37 protein-coding genes are annotated in these 22349 nt (G+C 42.6%); all 37 read left to right on the top strand.

Annotation, left to right across the window (positions count from 1 at the left end; translation table 11 throughout):
- Positions 1-4: 4 nt before the first annotated feature.
- Positions 5-472 carry a 30S ribosomal protein S7 gene (rpsG, locus tag NA23_RS07240; RefSeq protein WP_033192028.1) on the top strand — a complete coding sequence of 156 codons (468 nt, stop codon included), beginning with the start codon at positions 5-7 and terminating at the stop codon, positions 470-472.
- Between the two features lie 41 nt (positions 473-513).
- Positions 514-2592, top strand: coding sequence for an elongation factor G (gene fusA / locus NA23_RS07235; protein WP_033192027.1), 2079 nt, complete (start codon positions 514-516; stop codon positions 2590-2592).
- 64 nt (positions 2593-2656) lie between these two features.
- Positions 2657-3859 carry an elongation factor Tu gene (gene tuf, locus NA23_RS07230; RefSeq protein ID WP_033192026.1) on the top strand — a complete coding sequence of 401 codons (1203 nt, stop codon included), beginning with the start codon at positions 2657-2659 and terminating at the stop codon, positions 3857-3859.
- 101 nt (positions 3860-3960) lie between these two features.
- Positions 3961-4269 carry a 30S ribosomal protein S10 gene (gene rpsJ, locus NA23_RS07225; protein ID WP_033192025.1) on the top strand — a complete coding sequence of 103 codons (309 nt, stop codon included), beginning with the start codon at positions 3961-3963 and terminating at the stop codon, positions 4267-4269.
- 20 nt (positions 4270-4289) lie between these two features.
- Positions 4290-4919, top strand: coding sequence for a 50S ribosomal protein L3 (rplC, locus tag NA23_RS07220; RefSeq protein WP_033192024.1), 630 nt, complete (start codon positions 4290-4292; stop codon positions 4917-4919).
- Between the two features lie 97 nt (positions 4920-5016).
- Positions 5017-5688 carry a 50S ribosomal protein L4 gene (gene rplD, locus NA23_RS07215; RefSeq protein ID WP_033192023.1) on the top strand — a complete coding sequence of 224 codons (672 nt, stop codon included), beginning with the start codon at positions 5017-5019 and terminating at the stop codon, positions 5686-5688.
- On the top strand, positions 5685-5987 hold the full coding sequence (gene rplW, locus NA23_RS07210) for a 50S ribosomal protein L23 (protein WP_033192022.1): 303 nt from the start codon (positions 5685-5687) through the stop codon (positions 5985-5987). Before rplD ends, rplW begins: the two co-directional genes overlap by 4 nt.
- A 13-nt stretch (positions 5988-6000) precedes the next feature.
- The gene (gene rplB / locus NA23_RS07205; protein WP_033192021.1) at positions 6001-6828 is read left to right on the top strand and encodes a 50S ribosomal protein L2; all 828 of its coding nucleotides are present in this window, start codon (positions 6001-6003) and stop codon (positions 6826-6828) included.
- A gap of 37 nt (positions 6829-6865) precedes the next feature.
- Positions 6866-7153: a 30S ribosomal protein S19 gene (gene rpsS, locus NA23_RS07200; protein ID WP_014451924.1), complete on the top strand. Its 288-nt coding sequence runs from the start codon at positions 6866-6868 to the stop codon at positions 7151-7153.
- 14 nt (positions 7154-7167) lie between these two features.
- Positions 7168-7602, top strand: coding sequence for a 50S ribosomal protein L22 (gene rplV, locus NA23_RS07195; protein ID WP_033192020.1), 435 nt, complete (start codon positions 7168-7170; stop codon positions 7600-7602).
- Positions 7603-7631: 29 nt separating this feature from the next.
- Positions 7632-8261 (top strand): 30S ribosomal protein S3, encoded by a 630-nt coding sequence (gene rpsC, locus NA23_RS07190; protein WP_033192019.1) that lies wholly within the window; start codon positions 7632-7634, stop codon positions 8259-8261.
- Between the two features lie 73 nt (positions 8262-8334).
- Entirely contained in the window at positions 8335-8763 is a 429-nt protein-coding gene (gene rplP, locus NA23_RS07185; RefSeq protein WP_029683948.1) for a 50S ribosomal protein L16, read from the top strand.
- The gene (gene rpmC, locus NA23_RS07180; protein ID WP_014451920.1) at positions 8760-8960 is read left to right on the top strand and encodes a 50S ribosomal protein L29; all 201 of its coding nucleotides are present in this window, start codon (positions 8760-8762) and stop codon (positions 8958-8960) included. The genes rplP and rpmC overlap by 4 nt, the downstream gene beginning before the upstream one ends.
- Before the next feature lie 5 nt (positions 8961-8965).
- The gene (rpsQ, locus tag NA23_RS07175; RefSeq protein WP_033192018.1) at positions 8966-9274 is read left to right on the top strand and encodes a 30S ribosomal protein S17; all 309 of its coding nucleotides are present in this window, start codon (positions 8966-8968) and stop codon (positions 9272-9274) included.
- On the top strand, positions 9271-9639 hold the full coding sequence (rplN, locus tag NA23_RS07170; protein ID WP_033192017.1) for a 50S ribosomal protein L14: 369 nt from the start codon (positions 9271-9273) through the stop codon (positions 9637-9639). The genes rpsQ and rplN overlap by 4 nt, the downstream gene beginning before the upstream one ends.
- Positions 9640-9652: 13 nt before the next feature.
- Positions 9653-9976 (top strand): 50S ribosomal protein L24, encoded by a 324-nt coding sequence (rplX, locus tag NA23_RS07165; protein ID WP_033192016.1) that lies wholly within the window; start codon positions 9653-9655, stop codon positions 9974-9976.
- 13 nt (positions 9977-9989) lie between these two features.
- On the top strand, positions 9990-10544 hold the full coding sequence (gene rplE, locus NA23_RS07160) for a 50S ribosomal protein L5 (RefSeq protein ID WP_033192015.1): 555 nt from the start codon (positions 9990-9992) through the stop codon (positions 10542-10544).
- A gap of 41 nt (positions 10545-10585) precedes the next feature.
- Positions 10586-10771 carry a type Z 30S ribosomal protein S14 gene (locus NA23_RS07155; RefSeq protein WP_029683944.1) on the top strand — a complete coding sequence of 62 codons (186 nt, stop codon included), beginning with the start codon at positions 10586-10588 and terminating at the stop codon, positions 10769-10771.
- A 17-nt stretch (positions 10772-10788) separates the two neighbouring features.
- Complete coding sequence (rpsH, locus tag NA23_RS07150; RefSeq protein WP_033192014.1) at positions 10789-11193, top strand: 30S ribosomal protein S8; 405 nt, start codon at positions 10789-10791, stop codon at positions 11191-11193.
- Between the two features lie 13 nt (positions 11194-11206).
- Positions 11207-11761, top strand: coding sequence for a 50S ribosomal protein L6 (gene rplF / locus NA23_RS07145; RefSeq protein WP_033192013.1), 555 nt, complete (start codon positions 11207-11209; stop codon positions 11759-11761).
- 13 nt (positions 11762-11774) lie between these two features.
- A complete protein-coding gene (gene rplR / locus NA23_RS07140; RefSeq protein WP_033192012.1) occupies positions 11775-12143 on the top strand; it encodes a 50S ribosomal protein L18 in 369 nt (122 codons plus the stop codon).
- 25 nt (positions 12144-12168) lie between these two features.
- Positions 12169-12699, top strand: a complete 531-nt coding sequence (rpsE, locus tag NA23_RS07135) for a 30S ribosomal protein S5 (RefSeq protein WP_033192011.1) — start codon at positions 12169-12171, stop codon at positions 12697-12699.
- Positions 12700-12702: 3 nt separating this feature from the next.
- Positions 12703-12888, top strand: a complete 186-nt coding sequence (gene rpmD / locus NA23_RS07130; protein ID WP_014451910.1) for a 50S ribosomal protein L30 — start codon at positions 12703-12705, stop codon at positions 12886-12888.
- 20 nt (positions 12889-12908) lie between these two features.
- Positions 12909-13364, top strand: a complete 456-nt coding sequence (gene rplO / locus NA23_RS07125; protein WP_033192010.1) for a 50S ribosomal protein L15 — start codon at positions 12909-12911, stop codon at positions 13362-13364.
- A 2-nt stretch (positions 13365-13366) separates the two neighbouring features.
- Positions 13367-14653, top strand: coding sequence for a preprotein translocase subunit SecY (secY, locus tag NA23_RS07120; protein ID WP_033192009.1), 1287 nt, complete (start codon positions 13367-13369; stop codon positions 14651-14653).
- 14 nt (positions 14654-14667) lie between these two features.
- A complete protein-coding gene (locus NA23_RS07115; RefSeq protein ID WP_033192008.1) occupies positions 14668-15324 on the top strand; it encodes an adenylate kinase in 657 nt (218 codons plus the stop codon).
- Positions 15321-16070: a type I methionyl aminopeptidase gene (gene map, locus NA23_RS07110; protein ID WP_033192007.1), complete on the top strand. Its 750-nt coding sequence runs from the start codon at positions 15321-15323 to the stop codon at positions 16068-16070. Before NA23_RS07115 ends, map begins: the two co-directional genes overlap by 4 nt.
- 46 nt (positions 16071-16116) lie before the next feature.
- Positions 16117-16380, top strand: coding sequence for a translation initiation factor IF-1 (gene infA / locus NA23_RS07105; protein ID WP_084384125.1), 264 nt, complete (start codon positions 16117-16119; stop codon positions 16378-16380).
- 40 nt (positions 16381-16420) lie between these two features.
- Positions 16421-16537, top strand: coding sequence for a 50S ribosomal protein L36 (gene rpmJ / locus NA23_RS07100; protein ID WP_033192006.1), 117 nt, complete (start codon positions 16421-16423; stop codon positions 16535-16537).
- 32 nt (positions 16538-16569) lie between these two features.
- Entirely contained in the window at positions 16570-16941 is a 372-nt protein-coding gene (rpsM, locus tag NA23_RS07095; protein WP_033192005.1) for a 30S ribosomal protein S13, read from the top strand.
- A 71-nt stretch (positions 16942-17012) separates the two neighbouring features.
- The gene (gene rpsK, locus NA23_RS07090; RefSeq protein WP_033192004.1) at positions 17013-17402 is read left to right on the top strand and encodes a 30S ribosomal protein S11; all 390 of its coding nucleotides are present in this window, start codon (positions 17013-17015) and stop codon (positions 17400-17402) included.
- A gap of 40 nt (positions 17403-17442) precedes the next feature.
- Positions 17443-18072, top strand: coding sequence for a 30S ribosomal protein S4 (gene rpsD / locus NA23_RS07085; protein WP_033192003.1), 630 nt, complete (start codon positions 17443-17445; stop codon positions 18070-18072).
- A gap of 5 nt (positions 18073-18077) precedes the next feature.
- Positions 18078-19064, top strand: a complete 987-nt coding sequence (locus NA23_RS07080; protein ID WP_033192002.1) for a DNA-directed RNA polymerase subunit alpha — start codon at positions 18078-18080, stop codon at positions 19062-19064.
- A gap of 1 nt (position 19065) precedes the next feature.
- Positions 19066-19452 (top strand): 50S ribosomal protein L17, encoded by a 387-nt coding sequence (rplQ, locus tag NA23_RS07075; RefSeq protein ID WP_033192001.1) that lies wholly within the window; start codon positions 19066-19068, stop codon positions 19450-19452.
- A 113-nt stretch (positions 19453-19565) separates the two neighbouring features.
- Entirely contained in the window at positions 19566-20873 is a 1308-nt protein-coding gene (locus tag NA23_RS07070) for a trigger factor (RefSeq protein ID WP_033192000.1), read from the top strand.
- A 41-nt stretch (positions 20874-20914) separates the two neighbouring features.
- The gene (gene clpP, locus NA23_RS07065) at positions 20915-21529 is read left to right on the top strand and encodes an ATP-dependent Clp endopeptidase proteolytic subunit ClpP (protein WP_033192684.1); all 615 of its coding nucleotides are present in this window, start codon (positions 20915-20917) and stop codon (positions 21527-21529) included.
- Positions 21530-21575: 46 nt separating this feature from the next.
- The gene (locus NA23_RS07060; RefSeq protein ID WP_033191999.1) at positions 21576-22334 is read left to right on the top strand and encodes a YebC/PmpR family DNA-binding transcriptional regulator; all 759 of its coding nucleotides are present in this window, start codon (positions 21576-21578) and stop codon (positions 22332-22334) included.
- Positions 22335-22349 lie beyond the last annotated feature (15 nt).

Genomic DNA, 22349 nt, shown 5'->3' with positions numbered 1-22349 from the left:
TTAGATGAGGCGAAGAAGAGCCGAGGTTAGGGTAGTCCCACCAGACCCAGTCTACGGAGAAGTTCTTGTGACTAAGATGATTAACAAAGTTATGTGGGATGGCAAAAAGTCGATTGCTCAGAAAATAGTTTACGGAGCTATCGAAATACTCGAGCAGAAGACAGGAAAAAGCGGAATAGAAGTTTTCAAGCAAGCGGTAGAGAACGTTAAACCAATTGTAGAAGTTAGACCGAGAAGGGTTGGCGGTGCAACGTACCAAGTTCCTGTCGAAGTTCAGGAACCAAGGAAAACAGCTCTTGCCATCAGATGGATCGTCGATGCAGCAAGAGCAAAGAAAGGTAAGCCAATGAAAGAAAAACTCGCTGAAGAGCTTCTAAATGCATATAACAACACAGGTACAGCTATTAAGAAGAGAGACGACGTCCACAAAATGGCTGAAGCAAACAGGGCGTTTGCGCACTTCAGATGGTAATTTGAAAAACAAAACAGGAAAGTGCCTTCGAGGAGGAAACTATGGAAGAGATAAAGGCTTTATATGTTGACTTGGATAAGCTTAGAAACATTGGAATAATGGCTCATATCGACGCCGGTAAGACAACAACTACCGAGCGTATCCTGTTTTTCACTGGAAGAAAGCACACCATCGGAAGTGTTGATGATGGAACAGCTACGATGGACTGGATGATACAGGAAAAAGAAAGAGGTATCACAATCACCTCGGCTGCGACAACGTGCTTTTGGAAAGGTCACAGAATAAACATTATCGACACACCGGGCCACGTCGACTTCACAATCGAAGTCGAAAGGTCACTGAGAGTTCTTGACGGTGCAATAGCAGTTTTTGATGCGACCGCTGGTGTTGAACCACAGTCTGAAACGGTTTGGAGACAGGCTGATAAATACAACGTTCCAAGAATTGCGTTCATGAACAAGATGGATAAAACAGGTGCAGACTTTGAAATGGCCGTCCAGACCATGGTTGAAAGACTCGGTGCTCATCCAATTCCAGTCCAGATACCGATGAGTGCGGAAAGCGATTTTAAAGGTATTATTGACCTGATTCAGATGAAGGCCATCAGGTGGTTGAACCCAGAAGGAACTGAGTATGTCTATGAAGATATACCTGAAGAATGGCTCGAAAAGGCTGAAGAAGCAAGAGAGGATATGATTGAAAAAATAGCCGAAGTAGACGACGAAATCATGATGCTTTATCTTGAAGGTGAAGAACCAACGGAAGAGCAGATCCATGATGCACTGAGGAGAATTACAATAGGAAATCTAGGAACACCGGTATTCTGCGGTTCAGCAAAGATGAACGTTGGAATTCAACCACTTCTGGATGGTGTTATCAGGTATCTTCCATCCCCACTCGATTTACCACCTGTCAGGGGATTTGACAAGAACGGAAACGAAGTTCAGGTATTTCCAAAAGAAGATGCACCCTTTGTTGCTTATGCTTTCAAGATACAGACAGATCCGTATGTTGGTAAGCTCACGTTCTTGAGAGTCTACAGCGGACGCTTGGAAAAGGGAAGCTACGTTATTAACACCACAAAAGGTGTGAAGGAACGTGTCTCAAGGTTGATATTCCTGCATGCGGATAAACGAGAGGATGTTGAATACGTTAGGGCAGGAGACATCGTTGGCGTTATAGGGATGAAGAGCACGATAACAGGCGACACGGTTTGTGAAGAAGGTACACACGTCATCCTTGAGAAGATGGAGTTCCCAGAACCAGTTATATCTATTGCGATTGAACCAGAAACAAAGGATGATGAAACGAAACTTTCAAAAGCCTTACAGGCTCTTCTTGAAGAAGACCCATCGCTTAGAGCGTACGTCGACCAAGAAACCGGAGAAACAATTCTTGCTGGTATGGGCGAGCTCCACTTGGAAATCATAGTTGACAGACTTAAGAGGGAGTTCAACGTAAACGTCAGAGTTGGCAAACCACAGGTGGCCTACAGAGAAACAATAACCAGACCAGTCAAAGCAGAAGGTAAGTACATTAGGCAGAGTGGTGGTAGAGGTCAGTACGGACATGTCATCGTTGAATTCGAGCCATTAAGTCTTGATAAGACATTTGAGTTTGAAGATAGAACAGTTGGCGGTGTTATACCGAAACAGTACATACCGGCAATTGAAGAAGGTATCAGGGAAGCGATGCAGGTTGGAGTTTTGGCAGGTTACCCAGTTGTCGGAGTAAAGGCTACCCTCGTCGATGGTTCATACCACGAAGTCGACTCATCCGAAATGGCGTTCAAAATAGCTGCAAGCATGGCATTTAAGGAAGCGATGGAAAAAGGCAGTCCCGTTCTTCTGGAACCAATAATGAAAGTTGAAGTAACCACACCAGAAGAATACATGGGTAACATCATTGCAGACTTGAACTCCAGAAGAGCGCACATCGAGGCGCTTGAAAACAGAGGACACTTGAGAATTGTAAGGGCACTTGTGCCGCTAAGTGAAATGTTTGGCTACGCTACAACGCTGAGGTCACTTTCTCAAGGAAGAGCAAATTATGTAATGGTACTTTCCCACTACGACAAAGTGCCTGACAAGGTTGCTGAAAAGATATTGAAAGGTGCTTAATACCGATATCAATAAAAAAACAAAAACTATACTCCACCATAGGTGAAGAAGGAGGGTCAAAGGTATGGCAAAGGAAAAATTTGTAAGAACCAAACCTCACATGAACGTTGGTACGATCGGACACATCGACCACGGTAAGACAACACTTACAGCAGCTATTACAAAGTACTGTTCGTTCTTCGGATGGGCAGACTACACACCATACGAAATGATTGACAAAGCACCGGAAGAAAGGGCAAGAGGTATCACCATCAACATCACACACGTTGAATACCAGACAGAAAAGAGACACTACGCACACATCGACTGTCCAGGTCACGCTGACTACATTAAGAACATGATCACTGGTGCAGCTCAGATGGACGGTGCAATCCTTGTCGTTGCTGCAACAGATGGTCCAATGCCACAAACAAGGGAACACGTTCTTCTTGCAAGACAGGTTAACGTTCCAGCAATGATAGTTTTCATTAACAAAGTTGATATGGTTGATGACCCAGAACTTGTTGACCTTGTTGAAATGGAAGTCAGAGACCTCCTCAGCAAATACGAATTCCCTGGTGACGAAGTTCCAGTAGTTAGAGGATCAGCTCTCAAAGCAATAGAAGCACCAAACGACCCGAACGACCCAGCATACAAACCAATCAAAGAACTCCTTGACGCAATGGATACATACTTCCCGGATCCAGTTCGTGAAGTTGACAAACCATTCCTTATGCCAGTTGAAGACGTCTTCTCGATCACTGGTAGGGGTACGGTTGTCACTGGAAGAATCGAACGTGGTGTAATCAAACCAGGCGTTGAAGCAGAAATCATCGGTATGAGCTACGAAATTAAAAAGACAGTTATCACAAGCGTTGAAATGTTCAGAAAAGAACTCGATGAAGCAATTGCTGGTGACAACGTTGGATGTCTGCTCAGAGGTATCGACAAGGACGAAGTTGAAAGAGGACAAGTTCTTGCAAAACCAGGCTCCATTACACCTCACAAGAAGTTCAAAGCAAACATCTACGTTTTGAAGAAAGAAGAAGGTGGACGCCACACGCCATTCACAAAAGGTTACAAACCACAGTTCTACATCAGAACAGCAGACGTTACAGGTGAAATCGTTGACCTTCCAGCTGGAGTCGAAATGGTCATGCCCGGTGATAACGTCGAAATGACAGTCGAACTCATCTACCCAGTTGCTATCGAAAAAGGTATGAGGTTCGCAGTTCGTGAAGGTGGAAGAACGGTTGGCGCAGGTGTCGTTTCCGAAATAATTGAGTAATTTATGAACTTTAAGACGCGATCAGGTGAATACTTTTTTTGCTCTTTGACAAAACGGTAATCGGGGGGGTTCCCCCCCTTTTCTAAGAAGGAGGGTAAGACATGCCAGGACAGAAAATTAGAATCAGACTAAGGGCATATGACCATAGATTATTGGATGAATCAGCAAAGAAGATAGTGGAAGTAGCTAAGCAGACGAATGCAAAGGTTTCAGGTCCAATTCCACTACCAACGGAAAGAACACTCTACGTTGTTCTTAGGTCACCGTTAAAGCACAAAGACTCACGTGAGCAATTCGAAAAGAAAATACACAAGAGACTTATAGATATCATTGATCCAAACTCAAAAACGATTGACGCTCTGATGAAGATAAACCTTCCAGCAGGTGTCGACGTTGAAATCAATCTGTGAGTCCTCGGAGGTGTTTTGTGATGAAATTTATAATTGCTAGAAAAGTTGGAATGACCCGCTTGTGGAAAGATGATAAGGTTGTTCCTGTTACGGTTCTTAAAGCTGGTCCATGCGTTGTTGTCCAAAAAAAGACAGCTGATAAAGACGGATACAATGCAGTCCAATTGGGATTCGAGGAAGTAAATGAGAAGAGACTTACAAAGCCACTTCTTGGAGTGTTCAAAAAGGCTAACGTAAAACCTATGAGAGTTTTAAAAGAATTTAGGGTTGACAGTGTAGACGAATACTCCGTTGGACAAGAAATCACAGTTGCAATTTTCCAAGAAGGCGATAAAATTGACATTACGGGATGGACAAAAGGTAGAGGTTACACTGGCGCAATGAAAAGATGGAACTTCCAAGGTGGTCCGAAATCGCACGGTGCGAAATTCCACCGAGAACTTGGTTCTGTTGGTCAGCACACCGAACCAGCAAGAATTTTCAAAGGCAAGAAGATGCCTGGAAGATACGGAAACGAAAGGGTAACAGTACTCAATTCGGAAGTTGTGAAAGTCGATCCAGAAAATAACCTTATAGCAGTTAAGGGTGGAGTGCCAGGAGCGAGGGGCAGCCTTGTTCTCATCAGAAGCGCTGTGAAAGTAGACAAGTAATTTTTTTCTTCGAAGGATTTCTTGAAAAAAAGCTTGGCGCTTTCTGATGCAGTACAAAGGACGTGCTCCGAAAACGGAGTAAGGGAGGAAGAAGAACATGGCACATGTGGCACTTTTGAATATCAAAGGTGAGAAGATCGGAACGATTGAGGTTAGCGACGAAGTTTTTAACATTGAACCGAACCTCGATGTTATGTGGCGTTACATCGATATGCAGCTCACAAACGCAAGGTCAGGAACGGCATCGACAAAGACAAGAGGAGAAGTTTCTGGTGGTGGAAGAAAACCGTGGCCACAGAAACACACCGGTAGAGCAAGGCAAGGCTCGATAAGGGCTATTCACTGGAGACACGGTGGTGTTGCGCACGGTCCAAAACCAAGAAAGTTCTTGAAGAGATTGAATAAGAAAATGAAGAGGTTAGCACTGAAATCAGCGCTCTCTGTGAGATTCCAGGAAGGCAACCTTATAGTTGTGAGCGATATACGATTTGATAAGCCTCAAACAAAACAGATGAGAGAAGTTTTGAAGGCTCTCGGAATCGCTGACGAAAAGGTTCTTTTCGTTCTTCCAAAGAAAGAAGATTCCTACGTAAACGTTAAGCTTTCCGGAAGAAACATCCCCGGTGTAAAGGTTATCATTGCTGACAACCCGAACAACAACGACGGAAATAACATTGACGGATTGAACGTTTACGATATCATCAACGCGTCAAAGGTTGTCCTTACGGAGGGCACCGTTCGCAAAATTGAGGAGGTGCTCGGAAAATGAGGAAAGAATACTCAGATATCATCATCAGGCCGATTATCAGTGAAAAATCGATGAATCTACGTGCTGAAAGAGAATACGTTTTCGAAGTGGACAAGAATGCAAACAAGAAACAGATAAAAGAAGCTGTTGAAAAACTTTTCAACGTTAAGGTAGAGCGTGTGAACACACTTATCGTGAAGCCGAAGCCAAAAAGAGACCTCAGAAGAGGCTATATGGCGAGAGAAGGACATACAAAAGAATGGAAAAAGGCCATAGTCAAATTAGCAGAAGGCTACACGATTAAAGAACTCCAAGCGTAAGGGGTGAATAACAATGGGTCTTAAAAGATTCAAGCCAACAACTCCAGGTAGAAGATTCATGGTCATACCAGACTTTTCGGAGATCACAAAAACAGAACCCGAAAAGTCGTTAATTGTTCCTCTTAAGAAGACAGGAGGAAGGAACCACCACGGTAGAATAACCGTTAGGTTCAGAGGTGGTGGCCACAAGAGGCTCTACAGAATAGTTGACTTTAGAAGATGGGAAAAAGAAAATATCCCCGCGAAGGTTGCAGCTATAGAGTACGATCCTAACAGGACTGCAAGAATTGCGTTACTTGTTTATGCTGATGGTGAAAAAAGGTATATCCTTGCTCCAAACGGTTTGAACGTTGGAGACACAGTAATGGCTGGACCAAACGCGGAAATTAAGCCCGGTAATGCGCTTCCACTTGAAAACATACCAGTTGGTACAATTGTGCACAGCATTGAATTCTATCCACGCGGTGGTGCCAAGATTGCAAGAAGTGCCGGTGTTTCCTGCCAGCTCATGGCAAAAGAAGGGGACTACGCACTTCTTAGGATGCCATCTGGTGAACTCAGAAAAGTTCACGTTAGATGCTATGCAACCGTTGGTGTTGTAGGTAACGAAGACCACAAAAACGAAGTGTCCGGTAAAGCTGGTAGGGAAAGATGGAAGGGTAGAAGGCCACACGTACGTGGTGTTGTCATGAACCCAGTTGACCACCCACATGGTGGTGGAGAAGGTAGAGGTAAAGGTCACCATCCACAGAGTCCATGGGGCGTTCCGGCAAAGGGTTACAAGACCAGAAGAGGTAAGAGGCCAAGCGACAAATTCATTGTGAGAAGAAGGAATGCTTAATAAGCAGTGTTGAGTAGCCAATCAGGAGGTGTAATAAATGAGCCGTTCCAGTAAAAAGGGACCTTACGTTGATCCGAAACTGTTAAAGAAAATAAGGATGCTTAACGAAACTGGTGAGAAGAAGATAATCAAAACATGGAGCAGGGCAAGCACAATCGTTCCGGAAATGGTTGGTCACACGATAGCTGTATACAACGGAATGAAACATATACCAGTCTACATAACGGAGAATATGGTAGGACATAAGCTTGGCGAGTTTTCATTCACCAGGAGATTCGGAGGACACACAAACAAATCTGCTAAAAAAGGTGAGGTCAAGAAATAAGGAGGGAGTATATAATGCAACCCATCGTCAAAAGAGAGGGACTCAAAAGGTCCAGGTTCCATGCGAAACGCAAAGAAGTTCTTGCTACGTTACCAAAGTATGAAGCACGTGCTGTTGCGAGGTTTGTCCGCATATCTCCAAGGAAGGCAAGAGCTGTCATCAACTCCATAAGGGGTAAGAATGTTTCAGAAGCGTATACAATTCTTGAATTTTCGCCTAAAAAGGCTGCACGACTCGTATATAATGTGCTAAAATCTGCAGTAGCGAATGCAACAAATAACTTCGGACTTTCCGAGGACAATCTTTACATTGCTGAGTGCTATGTGAACGATGGACCAAGAATGAAGAGAGTATGGCCACGCGGAAGAGGAAGAGCGGACATCATTCAAAAAAGGATGTCCCATATAACTGTTGTTGTTAGAGACAGGGAAAAAGAAAATGCAAAATAATACAAAAACATGCTTGTGAGGTGATATAGGTGGGTCAAAAAGTTCATCCGAAGGGTTTTAGGCTTGGATTAACAACAGACTGGGATGCACAGTGGTTCAATGAAAAGAAATACAGCGAATACCTACTTGAAGACGAGGCTATAAGAGACTTCATAAAGAAGACCTACAACCAGGCAGGTATAGCAAGAGTGTTCATCCAAAGACCAGACGCCGAAAGAGTATTGGTTACAATCCACGCGGCAAGACCTGGAATACTCATAGGAAGGAAAGGTGCCGGTATAACGGAACTAAGACAAGCTCTTGAGGGCAAATTCAACAGGAAGTTCGGTGTTGATATAGTTGAAGTGAAAACGCCTGAGACCGAGGCAAGCCTTGTGGCAGAGTCCATAGCACAGAAAATTGAAAAGAGGGCTTCCTATAAGATTGTTATGAAAAGAGCAATTGCTGCGGCAATGAGAAGGGGAGCAAAAGGAATCAAGATAATGGTAGCCGGTAGGCTTGCTGGAGCTGAAATCGCAAGAACGGAATGGTACCTGAAAGGAAGACTCCCACTTCAAACTTTAAGAGCCGTTATAGACTACTCAACAGCAAGAGCAGAAACAAAATACGGAACCATCGGTGTAAAAGTTTGGATATACAAAGGCGATGCAAATATATAACAGTCAGAAGCATTTGCCCGCGATTGACTCGAGAGCATGACACGATATAGCGTAAAAGGAGGTTAGCAAAACCATGTTGATGCCGAAAAGAGTAAAATACAGAAAACAGCAAAGAGGCCGAACAAAGGGCGACGCAAAAGGCGGAGCATTGGTCGCATTTGGTGAATACGGTCTTAAGGCATTAGAACCGGCTTGGATCACAGCACAACAGATAGAAGCATGTAGGTTGGCTATAACAAGGACACTTAAGAAAGAAGGAAAACTTTGGATAAAAATATTCCCAGACAAATCTTATACAAAACATCCACCTGAAACGAAGCTTGGAAAGGGAAAGGGTAACGTCGAAGGATGGGTTGCAGTAGTGAAACCAGGAAAGGTTATGTTCGAAATCGGTGGTGTGGACGAAGAGACAGCTATTAGAGCGCTCGAATATGCGGCGACAAAGCTCCCGATAAAGACAAAAATAGTCACGAGACATCACATAGGTGGTGAAGCAGTATGAAACCTGTGGAAATTAGAAATATGAGTAATGAAGAATTGTTAAAGCTACTTGAAGAAAAGAAAAGAACGCTCATGAACTTGAGATTTCAGAACGCGATGGGAGAACTCAGAGATTTCAGCTTGATTCAGAAGACAAAAAGAGACATTGCACGAATCAAGACAATCCTTCGCGAACGTGAACTTGGTATAAGGAGGTAATCCACATGCCTAAGAAAAGATTCATCGGAGTTGTTGTAAGCGATAAAATGGATAAGACAGTAACAGTTAAAGTTGAAAGACTCGTTAAACATCCAAAGTTCGGAAAGTACGTTAAGAGGTCCAAGAAATTCTACGCACACGATGAAAACAACGCCTGCAGAGTCGGAGATGTTGTTGAAATCGAAGAATCAAGACCCCTTAGTAAACTTAAGAGATGGGTTGTTGTAAGAATTGTCGAAAGATCGAAACTTGGAGAAACGCCTGAGACAGAGGTATTAGACACAGACCTAGTTGAAGGGGGTAGTGAACAATGATACAAAACGAAAGCTACCTCGTAGCGGCGGACAATTCCGGTGCTAAGGTTTTAAGGGTTATAAGAGTGCTTGGAGGCTCACACAAGAAATACGGAACAGTTGGAGATATAGTCGTTTGCAGCGTTAGAGAAGCTGTTCCAAACACTGACATTAAAAAAGGTGACGTTGTTAAAGCAGTTATAGTAAGAACGAAAAAAGAAATTAGAAGACCAGACGGAAGCTACATAAGGTTCGATGACAACGCAGCAGTTGTACTTGATAAGTTCAATCAACCAAAAGGGACACGTGTCTTTGGGCCAGTGGCAAGGGAACTTAGAGAAAAAGGTTTCATGAAAATCGTATCTCTTGCTCCAGAAGTATGGTAAGGGGTGGTAATCGATGGCACAGAAGATTAAAAAAGGCGATACAGTCCAGGTTATTTCTGGAAGGGACAAAGGTAAAAGAGGAGAGGTTATCCAGGTTCTCCCAAAGGAACAAAAATTGCTTGTCAGAGGAGTTAATGTAGTAAAGAGACACCAAAGACCAACAGGACAATTGAGACAAGGCGGAATCATCGAGAAAGAATCACCACTTTACTGGTCAAAAGTTATGCTCGTGTGTCCTAGCTGTGACAAGCCAACAAGAGTTGGATTTAAAGTACTAGAAGACGGTTCAAAGGTGAGATTCTGCAAGAAATGCGGAGAAATCATAGATAAGAAGTAAGGAGGAGTAAAAAATGGCCTACGAATACGTACCGCTGAAAGATAAATACCTTAAAGAAGTGGTACCGACGTTAATGAAAGAGTTTGGATACAAGAACATCCACGAGGTTCCGAGACTTGTAAAAGTTGTCATCAACATGGGTGTTGGTGAAGGTGCCAGAAACAAGGATGTTATTGAGTCACACGCAAGAGAACTCTCATTAATTACCGGTCAAAAACCCCTTATTACAAGAGCAAAGAAGAGTATATCAAACTTCAAAATCAGAAAAGGCATGACAATCGGTGTCAAAGTAACGCTCAGAGGACCAAGAATGTACAATTTCGTTTACAAGCTTGTCAACCTTGTCCTTCCAAAAGTTAGGGACTTCAGAGGACTCAATCCGAACTCATTTGATGGAAAAGGAAACTATAGCTTTGGTTTAACAGAACAACTTGTCTTCCCAGAAATTTCGCCAGACCAGATCAAGAGAATTCAGGGAATGGATATCATAATTGTTACGACGGCAAAGAAAGACGAGGAAGCAAGGAGGTTATTAGAATTACTCGGCTTCCCGTTCAGAAAACAGTAATTTCAGTAGAAAAGTAGTTCAACGTGAGGAGGGAATATTAAATGGCGAAGAAATCAATGGTCGAAAGATGGAAAAAGCCGAAAAAGTACAAAGTAAGAGAATACACAAGGTGCCACATTTGTGGAAGAGTACATTCAGTTTATAGAGAATTTGGAATATGCAGAGTTTGCTTCAGAAGACTCGCTAACGAGGGAAAACTCCCGGGCGTTAGGAAAGCAAGCTGGTAATCGTGGAGGTGTTAACCGTGTGGAGCGACCCAATAGCTGACATGCTTACAAGAATTAGAAATGCAAACCTTGTTTTCAAAGATCAAGTAGATGTTCCTGCTTCAAATTTGAAAAAGGCGATAGCAGATATTTTGGCAAGAGAAGGATTCATAAAAGGATATACGTACATTGAAGATGGAAAGCAGGGAATACTCAGAATCCAGATGAAGTACAAAGGATCCAGAAAGAACAAAGAAAGAGTAATTCACGGAATTGTTCGCGTATCAAAACCAGGAAGAAGGATATACGTAGGCAAGAACAATCTTCCAAGAGTGAAGAATGGTTTAGGAATTGCGATAATCTCAACATCCAAAGGTGTGCTCACCGACAAAGAAGCAGCAGAACTTGGAGTCGGTGGAGAAGTTATCGCCTATATCTGGTAAGGAGGTGCAGCCTATGTCTCGTATTGCGAAAAAGCCCGTCGTACTTCCATCGAACGTTCAATTAACAATCACCGACTCTGAAATAAAAGTAAAGGGTCCGAAAGGCGAGTTGAAACTCGCAGCTCATCCCTATGTAAATATCAAAATTGAAGGAAATGAAGTATGGTTCTCACCAAATCTTGAGATTGCAAAAAGGAAAGCAGACGAAAGAAAGTTCAAAGCGATGGTTGGTACATATTGGAGACTTGTAAGGAACATGGTGATAGGTGTTACTGAAGGATTCAAAAAAGAGCTTGAAATCGTTGGTGTTGGTTACAGGGCTCAGCTTCAGGGAAACAAGCTCGTTATGAACCTTGGTTATGCGCACCCCGTAGAAATGGAAATACCTGCCGATGTAAAGGTTGAAGTACCAGCACCGAACAAAATCATCGTCAGCGGTATTGATAAACAGAGAGTAGGACAATTCGCAGCTGACATCAGAAGATGGAGAGAACCGAACCCGTACAGTGGCAAGGGTATTAAGTATGTAGACGAGGTCATCAGACTCAAAGAAGGAAAGAAAGCATAAGGGGGTATAAAACGTGATTAAGAGAGAAGATCGCAAGAAATTGAGACTTATCAGGCATAGAAGAATAAGAAAGAAGATATTTGGAACGCCCGAAAGACCAAGACTCGCCGTTTACAGAAGTGAGAAGCACATCTATGCACAGATAATAGATGACATTGCTGGAAGAACGCTCGTCGCAGCATCCACTGTCGAGAAGGATATAAAGGAAAAGGTTAAGAAGACGTGGAACGTAGCAGCAGCTAAAGAGGTCGGAAAGATTATAGCCGAAAGAGCGCTGGCAAAAGGTATAACTACCGTTGTTTTTGACCGCGGTGGATTCAAGTACCACGGAAGAATTAAGGCTCTTGCGGATGCTGCAAGAGAAGCTGGATTGAAATTCTAATTGTATAGGTTAGGAGGTGCTCACAGTGTCAGAAATTACAGAAAAGATAAAACAATCTGCTGAAACATTTGAAGAAAGAATAATAGAAATCAGAAGAACAACAAAGGTTACAAAAGGTGGTAAGAACCTTTCATTCAGAGTTCTTGCTGTTGTTGGTAACAGGGAAGGTAAAGTAGGTGTTGGAGTAGGAAAAGCAAGAGAAGTGCCAGATGCAATTAGAAAGGCACTCGTCAGCGCAAGAAGGAATATCATCGATGTACCTGTAGTGAAAGGAACAATTCCTCACGAAGTAATTGGTAGACAAGATGCAGCAAAAATACTTATGAAGCCAGCTGCACCCGGTACTGGTATCATCGCAAATGGTACGGTCCGTGCTATTCTTGAACTGGCTGGTGTTCAAAACGTTTTGACAAAGGCTATGGGTTCAACAAACCCAGTTGTTATGGCTCAGGCAACGATTAATGGTATTAAGAACCTCTATCCAATTGAAAAGATAGCAGCGCTAAGAGATATAACCCCTGCTCAAGTAGTTCGCGGAGTAAAAAAGGAGGGCTAAGATATGAAAAAGCTGAAAATTACGCTTGTGAGAAGTCCAATTGGATACAAATACGACCAAAAAGATACGGTCAGAAGACTTGGTTTGAGAAAAATGCACCAGACGGTAATTAAAGATGATACTCCGCAGATAAGAGGTATGGTTGAAAAGGTAAAGCACCTTCTTAAGGTTGAAGAGATTGAAGAATAAAAATAAGGAGGGAATCAGAAATGCCTGAAATTCTAACTATAGACCAGCTCAGACCAACACCAGGTTCAAATAAGAAATTCAAACGTCTTGGGAGAGGTCAGGGTTCAGGAAAGGGTAAAACGGCAGGTAAAGGACACAAAGGTCAGAAGGCAAGAGGAAAAGGTAAAGTTAGTCCATGGTTGGAAGGTGGTCAGACACCATTACACAGAAGACTTCCAAAGTTTGGATTTAAGAACTTCGCTAAGAAGGTCTATGCAGTTGTTAATCTTGACACACTTGAAGAAAAATTCGAAAGCAACGATGTAGTAACTCCAGAAGTTCTTTTGGAAAGAGGCATAATTGACAAATTGTACGATGGTGTCAAGATACTTGCAAGAGGGGAAATAACCAAGCCACTTGTGGTTAAGGCACACAAATTCAGTGAAAAGGCGAAAGAGAAGATAGAAAAAGTCGGCGGTAAAATAGAGGTGATCTAATAATGTGGAAAGCGCTGCGCAATGCGATGAAGATTCCAGAGGTTCGGGATAGGGTTATCTTTACATTCTTAATGTTACTTGTTTTCAGGTTGGGAATTTACGTTCCAGTTCCTGGTATAAACATCAAAGCTTGGGGGGAAGCGCTTTCCAAGCAGGGCACCGGCCTTGCCGGTGGCGTTCTTAGTTTCTATGACGTTTTCACCGGTGGTGCATTCAGCCGATTCTCAGTATTCTCAATGAGCGTTACACCGTATATCAACGCATCGATTATCATGCAGTTACTTGCTTCCATCATTCCTTCACTCAAAGAACTTTTAAAAGAGGGAGAAGAGGGAAGGAAGAAATTCCAGCACTACACAAAAAACCTCACGCTTGGACTCGCAGCGCTCCAATCGTTTGTGGTTTCATTTGGTTTGGCAAACAGTTATCAAGGTATAATAGCTGTTAACAGATGGTTATTCTCATTTGTTTCAACGGTATCTCTTGTTGCTGGAACGATGTTCCTTCTTTGGATAGGTGACAGGATCACGGAAAAAGGTATCGGAAATGGTGTAAGTATACTCATTTTCGCAGGTATCGTTTCAAGGTACCCGGCTTACTTCAGGACTGCTGTTCTTGGCAATCTCAACATCTTCGGTTGGATTTTCCTCATCGCTGTTGCGATATTCATGGTTGTTGCTATCATCTACGTTCAACAAGCTGAAAGAAGAATCAAGATCGAGTATGCGACAAGGATGGTTGGAAGAAGGATATATGGTGGAACGAGCACATACCTGCCGATAAAGGTCAACCACTCGGGAGTTATTCCAATAATCTTCGCATGGGCAATTGTCAGTATTCCTGAAGCAATCGCTCAAATAACAGGTGCTCAATGGGCAGTCAAGCTCTTCAGTATGCAGAGCCCACTTATGATAATAATCTACGCACTACTCATATTCTTCTTTACATACTTCTACAGCGTTGTAGTTATTGATCCAAAGGACATCTCGGAGAATATCAAACGTTACGGTGGATTTATCCCTGGTATCAGGGCAGGTAAGCCGACGGAAGAATACATCACTTACGTACTCAACAGGGTGACGTTCATAGGTGCTATCTTCTTGGTAGGTATTTCCCTGCTTCCGTACCTCGTTGAGGGTATAACCAGGGTAAACATCTGGCTTGGTGGGACAAGTGCGCTTATCGCTGTTGGTGTAGCACTCGATATCGCACAGCAGCTCGAAGCACACCTTATCATGAGAAACTACGAAGGATTTGTTAAGAAGGGTAAAATAGCTGGTAGGAAATAAAAGAAGGTGGAATTATGAACTTGGTCTTCTTAGGACCTCCGGGTGCGGGAAAGGGAACTTACGCGAAAAGAGTTGTGGAAAAATACAATATTCCTCACATCTCAACAGGTGATATTTTTAGAGAGGCCATAGCAAAGGGTACTGAGCTTGGGAAAAAGGTCCAAGACATTGTCAATTCAGGGAACCTCGTTCCAGACGAGCTGACGAACGCTTTAGTTGAAGAAAGATTGAAACAACCAGATTGTGCAAACGGGTTCATTTTGGACGGTTACCCAAGAACTCTTAACCAAGCTCAAGCATTGGACGAAATGTTATCGGCTATGGGTAAAATACTTGACGCAGCTATATATTTCGAAGTGGATGAAGAGACAGTTGTTCAGAGGATTTCAACAAGAAGAGTCTGCTCAAAGTGTGGAAAGGTTTACAATTTGATCACTTTACCACCGAAAACCGAAGGTATTTGTGACGACTGCGGTGGGCAACTCATCCAAAGAGAAGACGACAAAGAAGATGTTGTTAGAGGCAGATACAGAGTCTACATCGAAAAAACATCGCCGTTAATCGAATATTATAGAAATCAAAACAAACTTTTTACTTTGGACGGAAGAAAGAGTGTAGAAGAAGTAATGAAAATGTTGTTTAATATATTGGGTGGTATTGAAAAGAAATGATACGTGTAAAGACCAAGCACGAGATAGAAAAAATGAGAATAGCAGGTCGTGCGGTTGCAGCGGTGCTTGAGCAAGCAAAGAGATTAGCTGTTGAGGGAGCAACTGCGTACGATATAGAAATCATGGCAGAAAAGGTCATTAAGGAACATCGTTGCAAACCAGCTTTCAAGGGTTACGGTGGATATCCTTATATCACGACGGTTTCCGTAAACGAAGAGGTTATTCACGGGTTTCCCTTGAAAAGCAAGGTGTTCAAAAAAGGTGACATTGTCTCAGTAGATGTCGGGGCAATTTACGAAGGATACTATGGAGACGGGGCAGCAACGTTTATAGTTGGAACGACTGACGAGATAGGTCAAAAGCTTGTCGAGGTCACTAAAGAATCGCTAATGAGGGCAATAGAGGTTGTGAAACCTGGTATCAGATTGGGAGATGTATCTTACACTATTCAAAGCTATGTAGAAAGCAACGGATTTAACGTGGTCAGAGATTTTGTAGGACACGGAATCGGCAAGCAACTTCACGAAGATCCGCAGGTTCCAAATTATGGAAAGCCCGGCACGGGTGTAATCTTGAAGGCGGGAATGACACTTGCGATAGAACCTATGGTTACTGAAGGCGGCTGGCACGTAGTGGTTTTGGAAGATGGTTGGACGGTTGTTACCGTTGACGGTAAGAGATCAGCACATTTTGAACATTCTATTGTTGTAACCGAGAGTGGTTGTGAGGTATTAACAACTTTGTAGTTTTTTAACCAGGCGGAAAGTCTCGGAAGGCTGAGAGGTGATTTTTCTGAAAAACAAGGAAGACGTCATACGAATGGAAGGAACAATAGTTGAAGCACTACCCAACGCTATGTTCAGAGTACAGCTAGACAACGGTTTCAAGGTATTGGCACACGTGTCTGGAAAGATGCGCAAAAATTTTATCAGGCTTGTACCAGGAGACCGTGTGGTTGTCGAACTAACGGTTTACGACCTTACACGTGGCCGAATAGTTTATCGAAAAAAGCTCGACGCTAAAGGTGAAGAAGAGATACTTGACGACGAAGAATAAATGATAATAGAACAAATTTTTTCCGAAAGGAGAGGGAGCTATGAAAGTAAAAGCATCCGTTGGGAAAAGATGCGAGTACTGTAAGGTTATAAGAAGAAAAGGTAGAGTTTACGTTATTTGCAAAGTAAACCCAAAACACAACCAGAGACAGGGTTAAGATAGTGGAAAATCTTTTGAGGAGGGAGATTAATGGCTCGTATCGTTGGTGTTGAAATACCGAGCAACAAGAAAGTACATATTGCTCTTAGATACATATACGGAATTGGACCAACCAGAGCACTCGAAATCTGTAAACACACAGGTGTAGATCCAGAAAAAAGAGTTAAAGACCTCACAGAAGATGAAATCAGCAAGATTTCGTCGTTTATTCAGCAGAACTACAAGGTCGAAGGTGAATTAAGAACAGAAGTCATGAGAAATATCAAAAGGCTCATAGATATCGGGTGTTACCGCGGCTTAAGGCACAAACTGGGGCTTCCAGTGAGAGGTCAGAGGACCAGGTCAAATGCAAGGACACGCAAAGGTCCGAGACCAAGTAGGATTAAGAAAAAGGGTAAATAAGTAAAGACTTGACCGGTTAGGTTATTCAAGATATTTCTGAGGACTGAGAGAACCGAAGGAGGGAAAGCTAAATGGCGAAAGGTCGAACAAGAGCGAAAGCTAAGAAAAAGGTAACCGTTGACCACGGTGTAGTCCACATCAAATCCACGTACAATAACACAATAGTCACATTGACGGACCCAAATGGAAATGTGTTAAGCTGGGGCAGTGGAGGAACGGCAGGTTTTGAAGGAACAAGGAAAGGAACACCTTACGCGGCACAACTTGCAGCAGACAAGGTTGCAAAAGAAGCTGTTAAAATGGGAATCAAAAGGGTAGATGTAATCGTTAAAGGACCTGGTGCAGGTAGAGAAACAGCTATAAGAACACTTCAAGCGGCAGGACTGGAAATTGAAAACATAAAAGATGCTACACCAATTCCATTTAACGGATGCAGACCACCGAAAAGAAGAAGAGTATAATCAGCTCAATTTGGTGTCTAAGTGATAAGGAGGGAAAATAATGGCACGATATACAGGTGCTCTTTGCAGGCTGTGTAGAAGAGAAGGAATGAAGCTCTATTTGAAAGGCGAAAGATGTTTCAGCGAAAAGTGTCCTTTCGATAAAAGACCATTCGCACCCGGACAGCACGGTAGGGAAAAGAAAAAATTAACGCAATACGGTTTGCAATTGAGAGCTAAACAGACGATGAAGAGAATATACGGAGTTCTTGAAAAACAGTTCAGGATTTACTACGAAAGGGCAGCAAAGCAGTCGGGCGATACCCGTGAAAACTTGGTTGCTCAGGTCGAAAGAAGACTTGATAACGTGGTATATAGACTTGGATTTGCCATCAATAGACGAACTGCAAGGCAGCTCGTTTCCCATGGTCACATACTTGTGAACGGTAAGAAGGTTGACATACCATCTTACCAAGTAAGACCCGGTGATGCAATCTCAATAAAAGAAAGCAGCAGAGGAATTCAGCCGATAAAGCAAGCACTTGAACTTAACAAAGGTAGAGCAGTTGCTCCATGGCTTGAAGTCGATTACGACCAATTCACAGGAAAATACGTCAGGAATCCGAAACTTGAAGAAGTTACAGACCTTCCAGTCAATGTACAGGCTATCGTTGAATTCTACTCGAGGTGATGTTAATGCTTCAAACTTTTGGAAGAAAGTTCAAGCTCGAGGAGCAAGCGGTTTACGAAGACCACTACTATGCGAAATACTCAATGGCGCCGCTTGAAAAGGGCTATGCAGTTACGATAGGAAACACGTTGAGGAGAGTCTTGCTCTCTTCCATACCAAGCTTTGCAATTACGGATGTTAGATTTGTAAAGCCTGAAAAGTACCACGAGTTCGATACAATAGAAGGCGTTAAAGAAGACATAATGGATATCTTGTTGAATTTGAAAAAAGTTCAGTTGCGTGTAGAAGCGTACGTCGAATCTCCAGTTAAGCTGATAATCGAAAAGAAGGGTCCAGCTATATTAACGGCGAAAGATATTCAATGCCCAGCAGGCGTCGTGGTGGTAAATCCAAATCATTACATAGCCACGCTTAATGAAGATGCTGATATCGAAGTTGAGCTCTACGCAACGTTTGGTAAAGGTTTCGTTCCAGCGAGCGAAAGAAACGAAAGACCAGAGATAGGCTGGATTGTCATGGATGGTGTTTACAGTCCTGTTTTGAAAGTGAACTGGCTCGTTGAGAACGTACGTGTTGATAAAAGAACAGACTTTGAGAAATTGATACTTGAAATCTGGACGAAAAAGAGCATAAAGCCGGCCGAGGCATTGAAACATTCGCTAAAGATCATACTCGACCACTTCAATTTCATTGAGCAGAGCCTTAGCGACGTCGAAGAACTACCAATTCCAGCATATGAAGAAACATATTCTGTAGTTGAAGAAAGTGTATCGGCTGAAGATGTTGCATCGAAAAAGATAGAAGAGCTTGAGCTTTCAGCAAGGTCACTGAATTGTCTGAAAAGAGACAAAATAGAGACAATAGGCGACTTGCTCGAAAGAACTGAAGAGGACTTACTAAAAATCAAAAATTTTGGTGTGAAATCGCTTGACGAAGTGAAAGAAAAACTCAGAGAAAAATTCGGTCTTTCGCTAAGAAAGGGGGACAAATGAGATGAGACATCGAATGAAGAGGAACAAAATCAATAGATACGGTTCACACAGGGCTTCTCTCATGAGAAACCTTGCAAAAGAGATAATCGAACACGGAACAATCATGACGACGACGGTTAAGGCAAAGGTCGGGAAAACGTACATTGAAAAACTCATAACAAAAGCAGTAAAGGCTTACAAGATAAAAGATGAAAACAAGGCTGAAAGTGTTGCTCTCAGAAGACAGATATTCGCAGAACTTGGTGACAGAAGGCTCGTAAATAAACTTGTCGATGAAATAGCTCCTAAATACGCATCCAAAAACGGAGGATACACAAGGGTTATCAAAGTTGGCCAGAGAAGAGGCGACGGAGCAGAGCTTTCAGTCCTTCAACTTGTTGAAGAGTAATCCTGAGTCAAAAATGTGGAACTGATTATCTACACAAAGAGGGGGCGGAATGCCCCTTTTTAAAGTGATAAATAATAGAAAACAGTTTTTTGGTGAATCCAGGAGGTGCAAAGATGGAAGTCAAAGAAATCTCAAAAGATAAGAACGTTATAATAAGAGAGTACCTTTTTGGCAAAGAAGATATAATGAGACTCGAAGACAAAGCCGTGGCAGAGCTGAACAGGAAAAATTACCACATCGAAGGTTTCAGACCCGGAAGAGTTCCAAAAGAAGTATACAAACTTAGGTTAAAAGATGCATTCTATGAGATATACGTAGCGGATGAAGCGATTAAAGAGGTCGAAAAGGAGCTCGATAAAGAAGAATTCCAACTTCTTCTTCCCCCCGTAATTGCCGATGCCAATTTCACTGCAGAAGGTGGAAAAGTCGTTGTTGAACTTCATACGGAACCGGTAGTTAAATTCGACCCAACAAAGCTCAAACTAAGAAAGGCAAAGGAAGACGAGGTTCTTGATGGTTATGTTGACATGAGAATAAAATACGTGATAGAGGAAAACGCTGTTCTCGAACCAAAAGATGGCGAAGCAGAAGAAGGCGACTTGGTTAAGGTGAAAGAAACGGTTATGCTCGGGGAGAAGAAACTTAGGGATGCGGAAGAAAGAGAATACGTCTTGTTAAAGGATGACGAAAGAGAAGTTGTCAAACAGCTTTACGGAAAGAAAAAGGGTGATGTTGTTGAATTCGAAAGAGCATTCGAAAAGGGCGATGACAAAATCGTCTACAAATACGTCCTTGAAGTAGAAGAGGTATACAAGAGAATTCTCCCAGAATTCACCGATGAATTTGTAAAGTCTTTGGCAATTGAAAACATAGAAACAACAGAACAGCTCAAAGATAAGTTTAGAACAGAAGGTAAAGAGATATACGACAGAGAACTGGCAGAATCCTACCGTGCACAGATTATTGACCAAATTTCGGAAATTTCGGAAATTGAAATCAGCGAGAAGACAATCGAAAGGGCTGTCGAGAACATTATAGATAACCTGAAAGAAGATGGAAAATATGATTCCTACGTTCAAAATTACGGAAGCGAAGAAAAGCTTGTCGAAGAGTTGAAGAATTACTACCTGAATATGATAAAGAAAGACCTGGTAGTTAAAAAGATTGCGGAAGAAAACGATATAAAAGTTGATGCCGAAGATATAAAAACTTACGCTGAGAGAGTTTCGGTTGAATGGGGAGTAAGTCCGGATAGGGCTGAGGCGATAATCAAGAGCAGGCAGGATATAAGAAACGAAGTAGTTATGGAGATAGTAGAATCAAAGGTTGCAAAGATTCTTGCACAGCAGGCTCAGATAGAGGAAGTATCGTTTAAAGAACAGGAAAAGCAAAACGAAGAAACAAAGGAGCAAAGGGAATAAGCAACTTTTCGAAATGTTTAGGGAGATGAGAGTTTATGGAAATGGATAGAGAAATGAAAAAGATACTCGACCAGTACGTGCCGATAGTTATTGAAACAACAGGTAGATACGAGCGTGCGTACGATATTTACTCGAGGCTCTTAAAAGATAGGATTATCTTCCTTGGTAGTGCCATTGATGATCACGTCGCCAATCTTGTTGTTGCACAGCTGTTGTTCTTGGAGGCGGAGAACCCGGACAAAGATATACAGCTTTACATCAACTCACCGGGAGGTTTGGTGACGGCAGGACTCGCCATTTACGATACGATGCAGTACGTTAAATGCGACGTTGCAACGATATGTATTGGTCAAGCTGCCTCAATGGCTGCAGTGCTACTTGCCGCAGGTACAAAAGGCAAGAGATTTTCGCTGCCAAACAGCAGGATAATGATCCACCAGCCACTCGGTGGTGCGGAAGGAACCGCTAAGGATGTAGAGATACTCACGAAAGAACTTTTGAGGATTAAACACCTCCTAAACGAAATCCTTAGCAAGCACACTGGTCAACCGATAGAAAGGATAGAAAAAGATACAGACAGAGATTTCTTCATGAGTGCACAAGAAGCACAGGAATATGGTATAATAGATAGGGTCATCATGCCGGGAGAAAGATAATCAAGAGGCATTTTAAATAAGACAACTGAGTAGGGAGGAAGAGAGTATGTCGGGTCACAATAAGTGGGCAAATATTAAGCACAGGAAAGCCGCCCAGGATGCAAAGAGGTCGAAAATCTTCACAAAACTCATTAGGGAAATCATCGTTGCCGCAAGAGAAGGTGGCGGAAATCCAGAAACGAACCCAAGGTTGAGAGCTGTTCTTGAAAAAGCAAGAGAAGCGAACATGCCAAAAGATACAATTGAAAGATCTATTAAGAAAGGTACTGGAGAACTCGAAGGCGAAAAATACGAAGAAGTTATCTACGAAGCATACGCTCCTGGTGGAGTTGCGCTTTACATTCTCGCACTAACGGATAACAAGAACAGAACAGCGCAAGAATTGAGGCACATACTCAGCAAGAACGGTGGCTCACTTGCCGAAAGCGGTTCGGTCGCTTGGATTTTCGAAAGAAAGGGTGTCGTTGAAATACCTGCAGAAAAGATCGCCGATATGGATGAATTCACACTCTTGGCAATTGACGCAGGGGCGGAAGACATAGAGGAAGGCGATCCAGTGCTTGTCTACACATCTCCTGAGAACCTTACAACACTGAAGGAAAACCTTGCAAAGAACGGCTTTGAAGGTTCTGCAAAGATCACTTACAAACCAAAGAACTATGTAAAAGTAACAGGTTCAGATGCGGAGAAAGTTTTAAAACTTGTCGATGCACTTGAAGATAACGACGATGTACAGGAAGTTTTCGGAAACTTCGATATCGACGATGCCGAACTTGAAGCGATAATGGCAAAGTTGGAAGGCTAAGCAGTTTCGAATTGC

Source organism: Fervidobacterium islandicum, assembly GCF_000767275.3.
GTDB classification, from domain to species: domain Bacteria; phylum Thermotogota; class Thermotogae; order Thermotogales; family Fervidobacteriaceae; genus Fervidobacterium; species Fervidobacterium islandicum.
This window is presented reverse-complemented; position numbering and strand designations above follow the sequence as displayed.

Excerpts from the sequence above, each read along its gene's own strand:
- secY (WP_033192009.1), top strand. The coding sequence starts at position 13,367 with ATGTGGAAAGCGCTGCGCAATGCGATGAAGATTCCAGAGGTTCGGGAT.
- clpP (WP_033192684.1), top strand. The coding sequence starts at position 20,915 with ATGGATAGAGAAATGAAAAAGATACTCGACCAGTACGTGCCGATAGTT.
- NA23_RS07080 (WP_033192002.1), top strand. The coding sequence starts at position 18,078 with ATGCTTCAAACTTTTGGAAGAAAGTTCAAGCTCGAGGAGCAAGCGGTT.
- rplP (WP_029683948.1), top strand. The coding sequence starts at position 8,335 with ATGTTGATGCCGAAAAGAGTAAAATACAGAAAACAGCAAAGAGGCCGA.
- rplX (WP_033192016.1), top strand. The coding sequence starts at position 9,653 with ATGGCACAGAAGATTAAAAAAGGCGATACAGTCCAGGTTATTTCTGGA.
- rplN (WP_033192017.1), top strand. The coding sequence starts at position 9,271 with ATGATACAAAACGAAAGCTACCTCGTAGCGGCGGACAATTCCGGTGCT.
- rplE (WP_033192015.1), top strand. The coding sequence starts at position 9,990 with ATGGCCTACGAATACGTACCGCTGAAAGATAAATACCTTAAAGAAGTG.
- rplD (WP_033192023.1), top strand. The coding sequence starts at position 5,017 with ATGGCACATGTGGCACTTTTGAATATCAAAGGTGAGAAGATCGGAACG.
- rpsD (WP_033192003.1), top strand. The coding sequence starts at position 17,443 with ATGGCACGATATACAGGTGCTCTTTGCAGGCTGTGTAGAAGAGAAGGA.
- rpsJ (WP_033192025.1), top strand. The coding sequence starts at position 3,961 with ATGCCAGGACAGAAAATTAGAATCAGACTAAGGGCATATGACCATAGA.
- rplF (WP_033192013.1), top strand. The coding sequence starts at position 11,207 with ATGTCTCGTATTGCGAAAAAGCCCGTCGTACTTCCATCGAACGTTCAA.
- fusA (WP_033192027.1), top strand. The coding sequence starts at position 514 with ATGGAAGAGATAAAGGCTTTATATGTTGACTTGGATAAGCTTAGAAAC.
- NA23_RS07115 (WP_033192008.1), top strand. The coding sequence starts at position 14,668 with ATGAACTTGGTCTTCTTAGGACCTCCGGGTGCGGGAAAGGGAACTTAC.
- map (WP_033192007.1), top strand. The coding sequence starts at position 15,321 with ATGATACGTGTAAAGACCAAGCACGAGATAGAAAAAATGAGAATAGCA.
- rpsS (WP_014451924.1), top strand. The coding sequence starts at position 6,866 with ATGAGCCGTTCCAGTAAAAAGGGACCTTACGTTGATCCGAAACTGTTA.
- rpmC (WP_014451920.1), top strand. The coding sequence starts at position 8,760 with ATGAAACCTGTGGAAATTAGAAATATGAGTAATGAAGAATTGTTAAAG.
- rpmD (WP_014451910.1), top strand. The coding sequence starts at position 12,703 with ATGAAAAAGCTGAAAATTACGCTTGTGAGAAGTCCAATTGGATACAAA.
- NA23_RS07070 (WP_033192000.1), top strand. The coding sequence starts at position 19,566 with ATGGAAGTCAAAGAAATCTCAAAAGATAAGAACGTTATAATAAGAGAG.
- rplV (WP_033192020.1), top strand. The coding sequence starts at position 7,168 with ATGCAACCCATCGTCAAAAGAGAGGGACTCAAAAGGTCCAGGTTCCAT.
- rplQ (WP_033192001.1), top strand. The coding sequence starts at position 19,066 with ATGAGACATCGAATGAAGAGGAACAAAATCAATAGATACGGTTCACAC.
- rplC (WP_033192024.1), top strand. The coding sequence starts at position 4,290 with ATGAAATTTATAATTGCTAGAAAAGTTGGAATGACCCGCTTGTGGAAA.
- rpsK (WP_033192004.1), top strand. The coding sequence starts at position 17,013 with ATGGCGAAAGGTCGAACAAGAGCGAAAGCTAAGAAAAAGGTAACCGTT.
- rplO (WP_033192010.1), top strand. The coding sequence starts at position 12,909 with ATGCCTGAAATTCTAACTATAGACCAGCTCAGACCAACACCAGGTTCA.
- rpsM (WP_033192005.1), top strand. The coding sequence starts at position 16,570 with ATGGCTCGTATCGTTGGTGTTGAAATACCGAGCAACAAGAAAGTACAT.
- rpsG (WP_033192028.1), top strand. The coding sequence starts at position 5 with ATGAGGCGAAGAAGAGCCGAGGTTAGGGTAGTCCCACCAGACCCAGTC.
- rpmJ (WP_033192006.1), top strand. The coding sequence starts at position 16,421 with ATGAAAGTAAAAGCATCCGTTGGGAAAAGATGCGAGTACTGTAAGGTT.
- tuf (WP_033192026.1), top strand. The coding sequence starts at position 2,657 with ATGGCAAAGGAAAAATTTGTAAGAACCAAACCTCACATGAACGTTGGT.
- rpsQ (WP_033192018.1), top strand. The coding sequence starts at position 8,966 with ATGCCTAAGAAAAGATTCATCGGAGTTGTTGTAAGCGATAAAATGGAT.
- rplW (WP_033192022.1), top strand. The coding sequence starts at position 5,685 with ATGAGGAAAGAATACTCAGATATCATCATCAGGCCGATTATCAGTGAA.
- NA23_RS07060 (WP_033191999.1), top strand. The coding sequence starts at position 21,576 with ATGTCGGGTCACAATAAGTGGGCAAATATTAAGCACAGGAAAGCCGCC.
- NA23_RS07155 (WP_029683944.1), top strand. The coding sequence starts at position 10,586 with ATGGCGAAGAAATCAATGGTCGAAAGATGGAAAAAGCCGAAAAAGTAC.
- rplB (WP_033192021.1), top strand. The coding sequence starts at position 6,001 with ATGGGTCTTAAAAGATTCAAGCCAACAACTCCAGGTAGAAGATTCATG.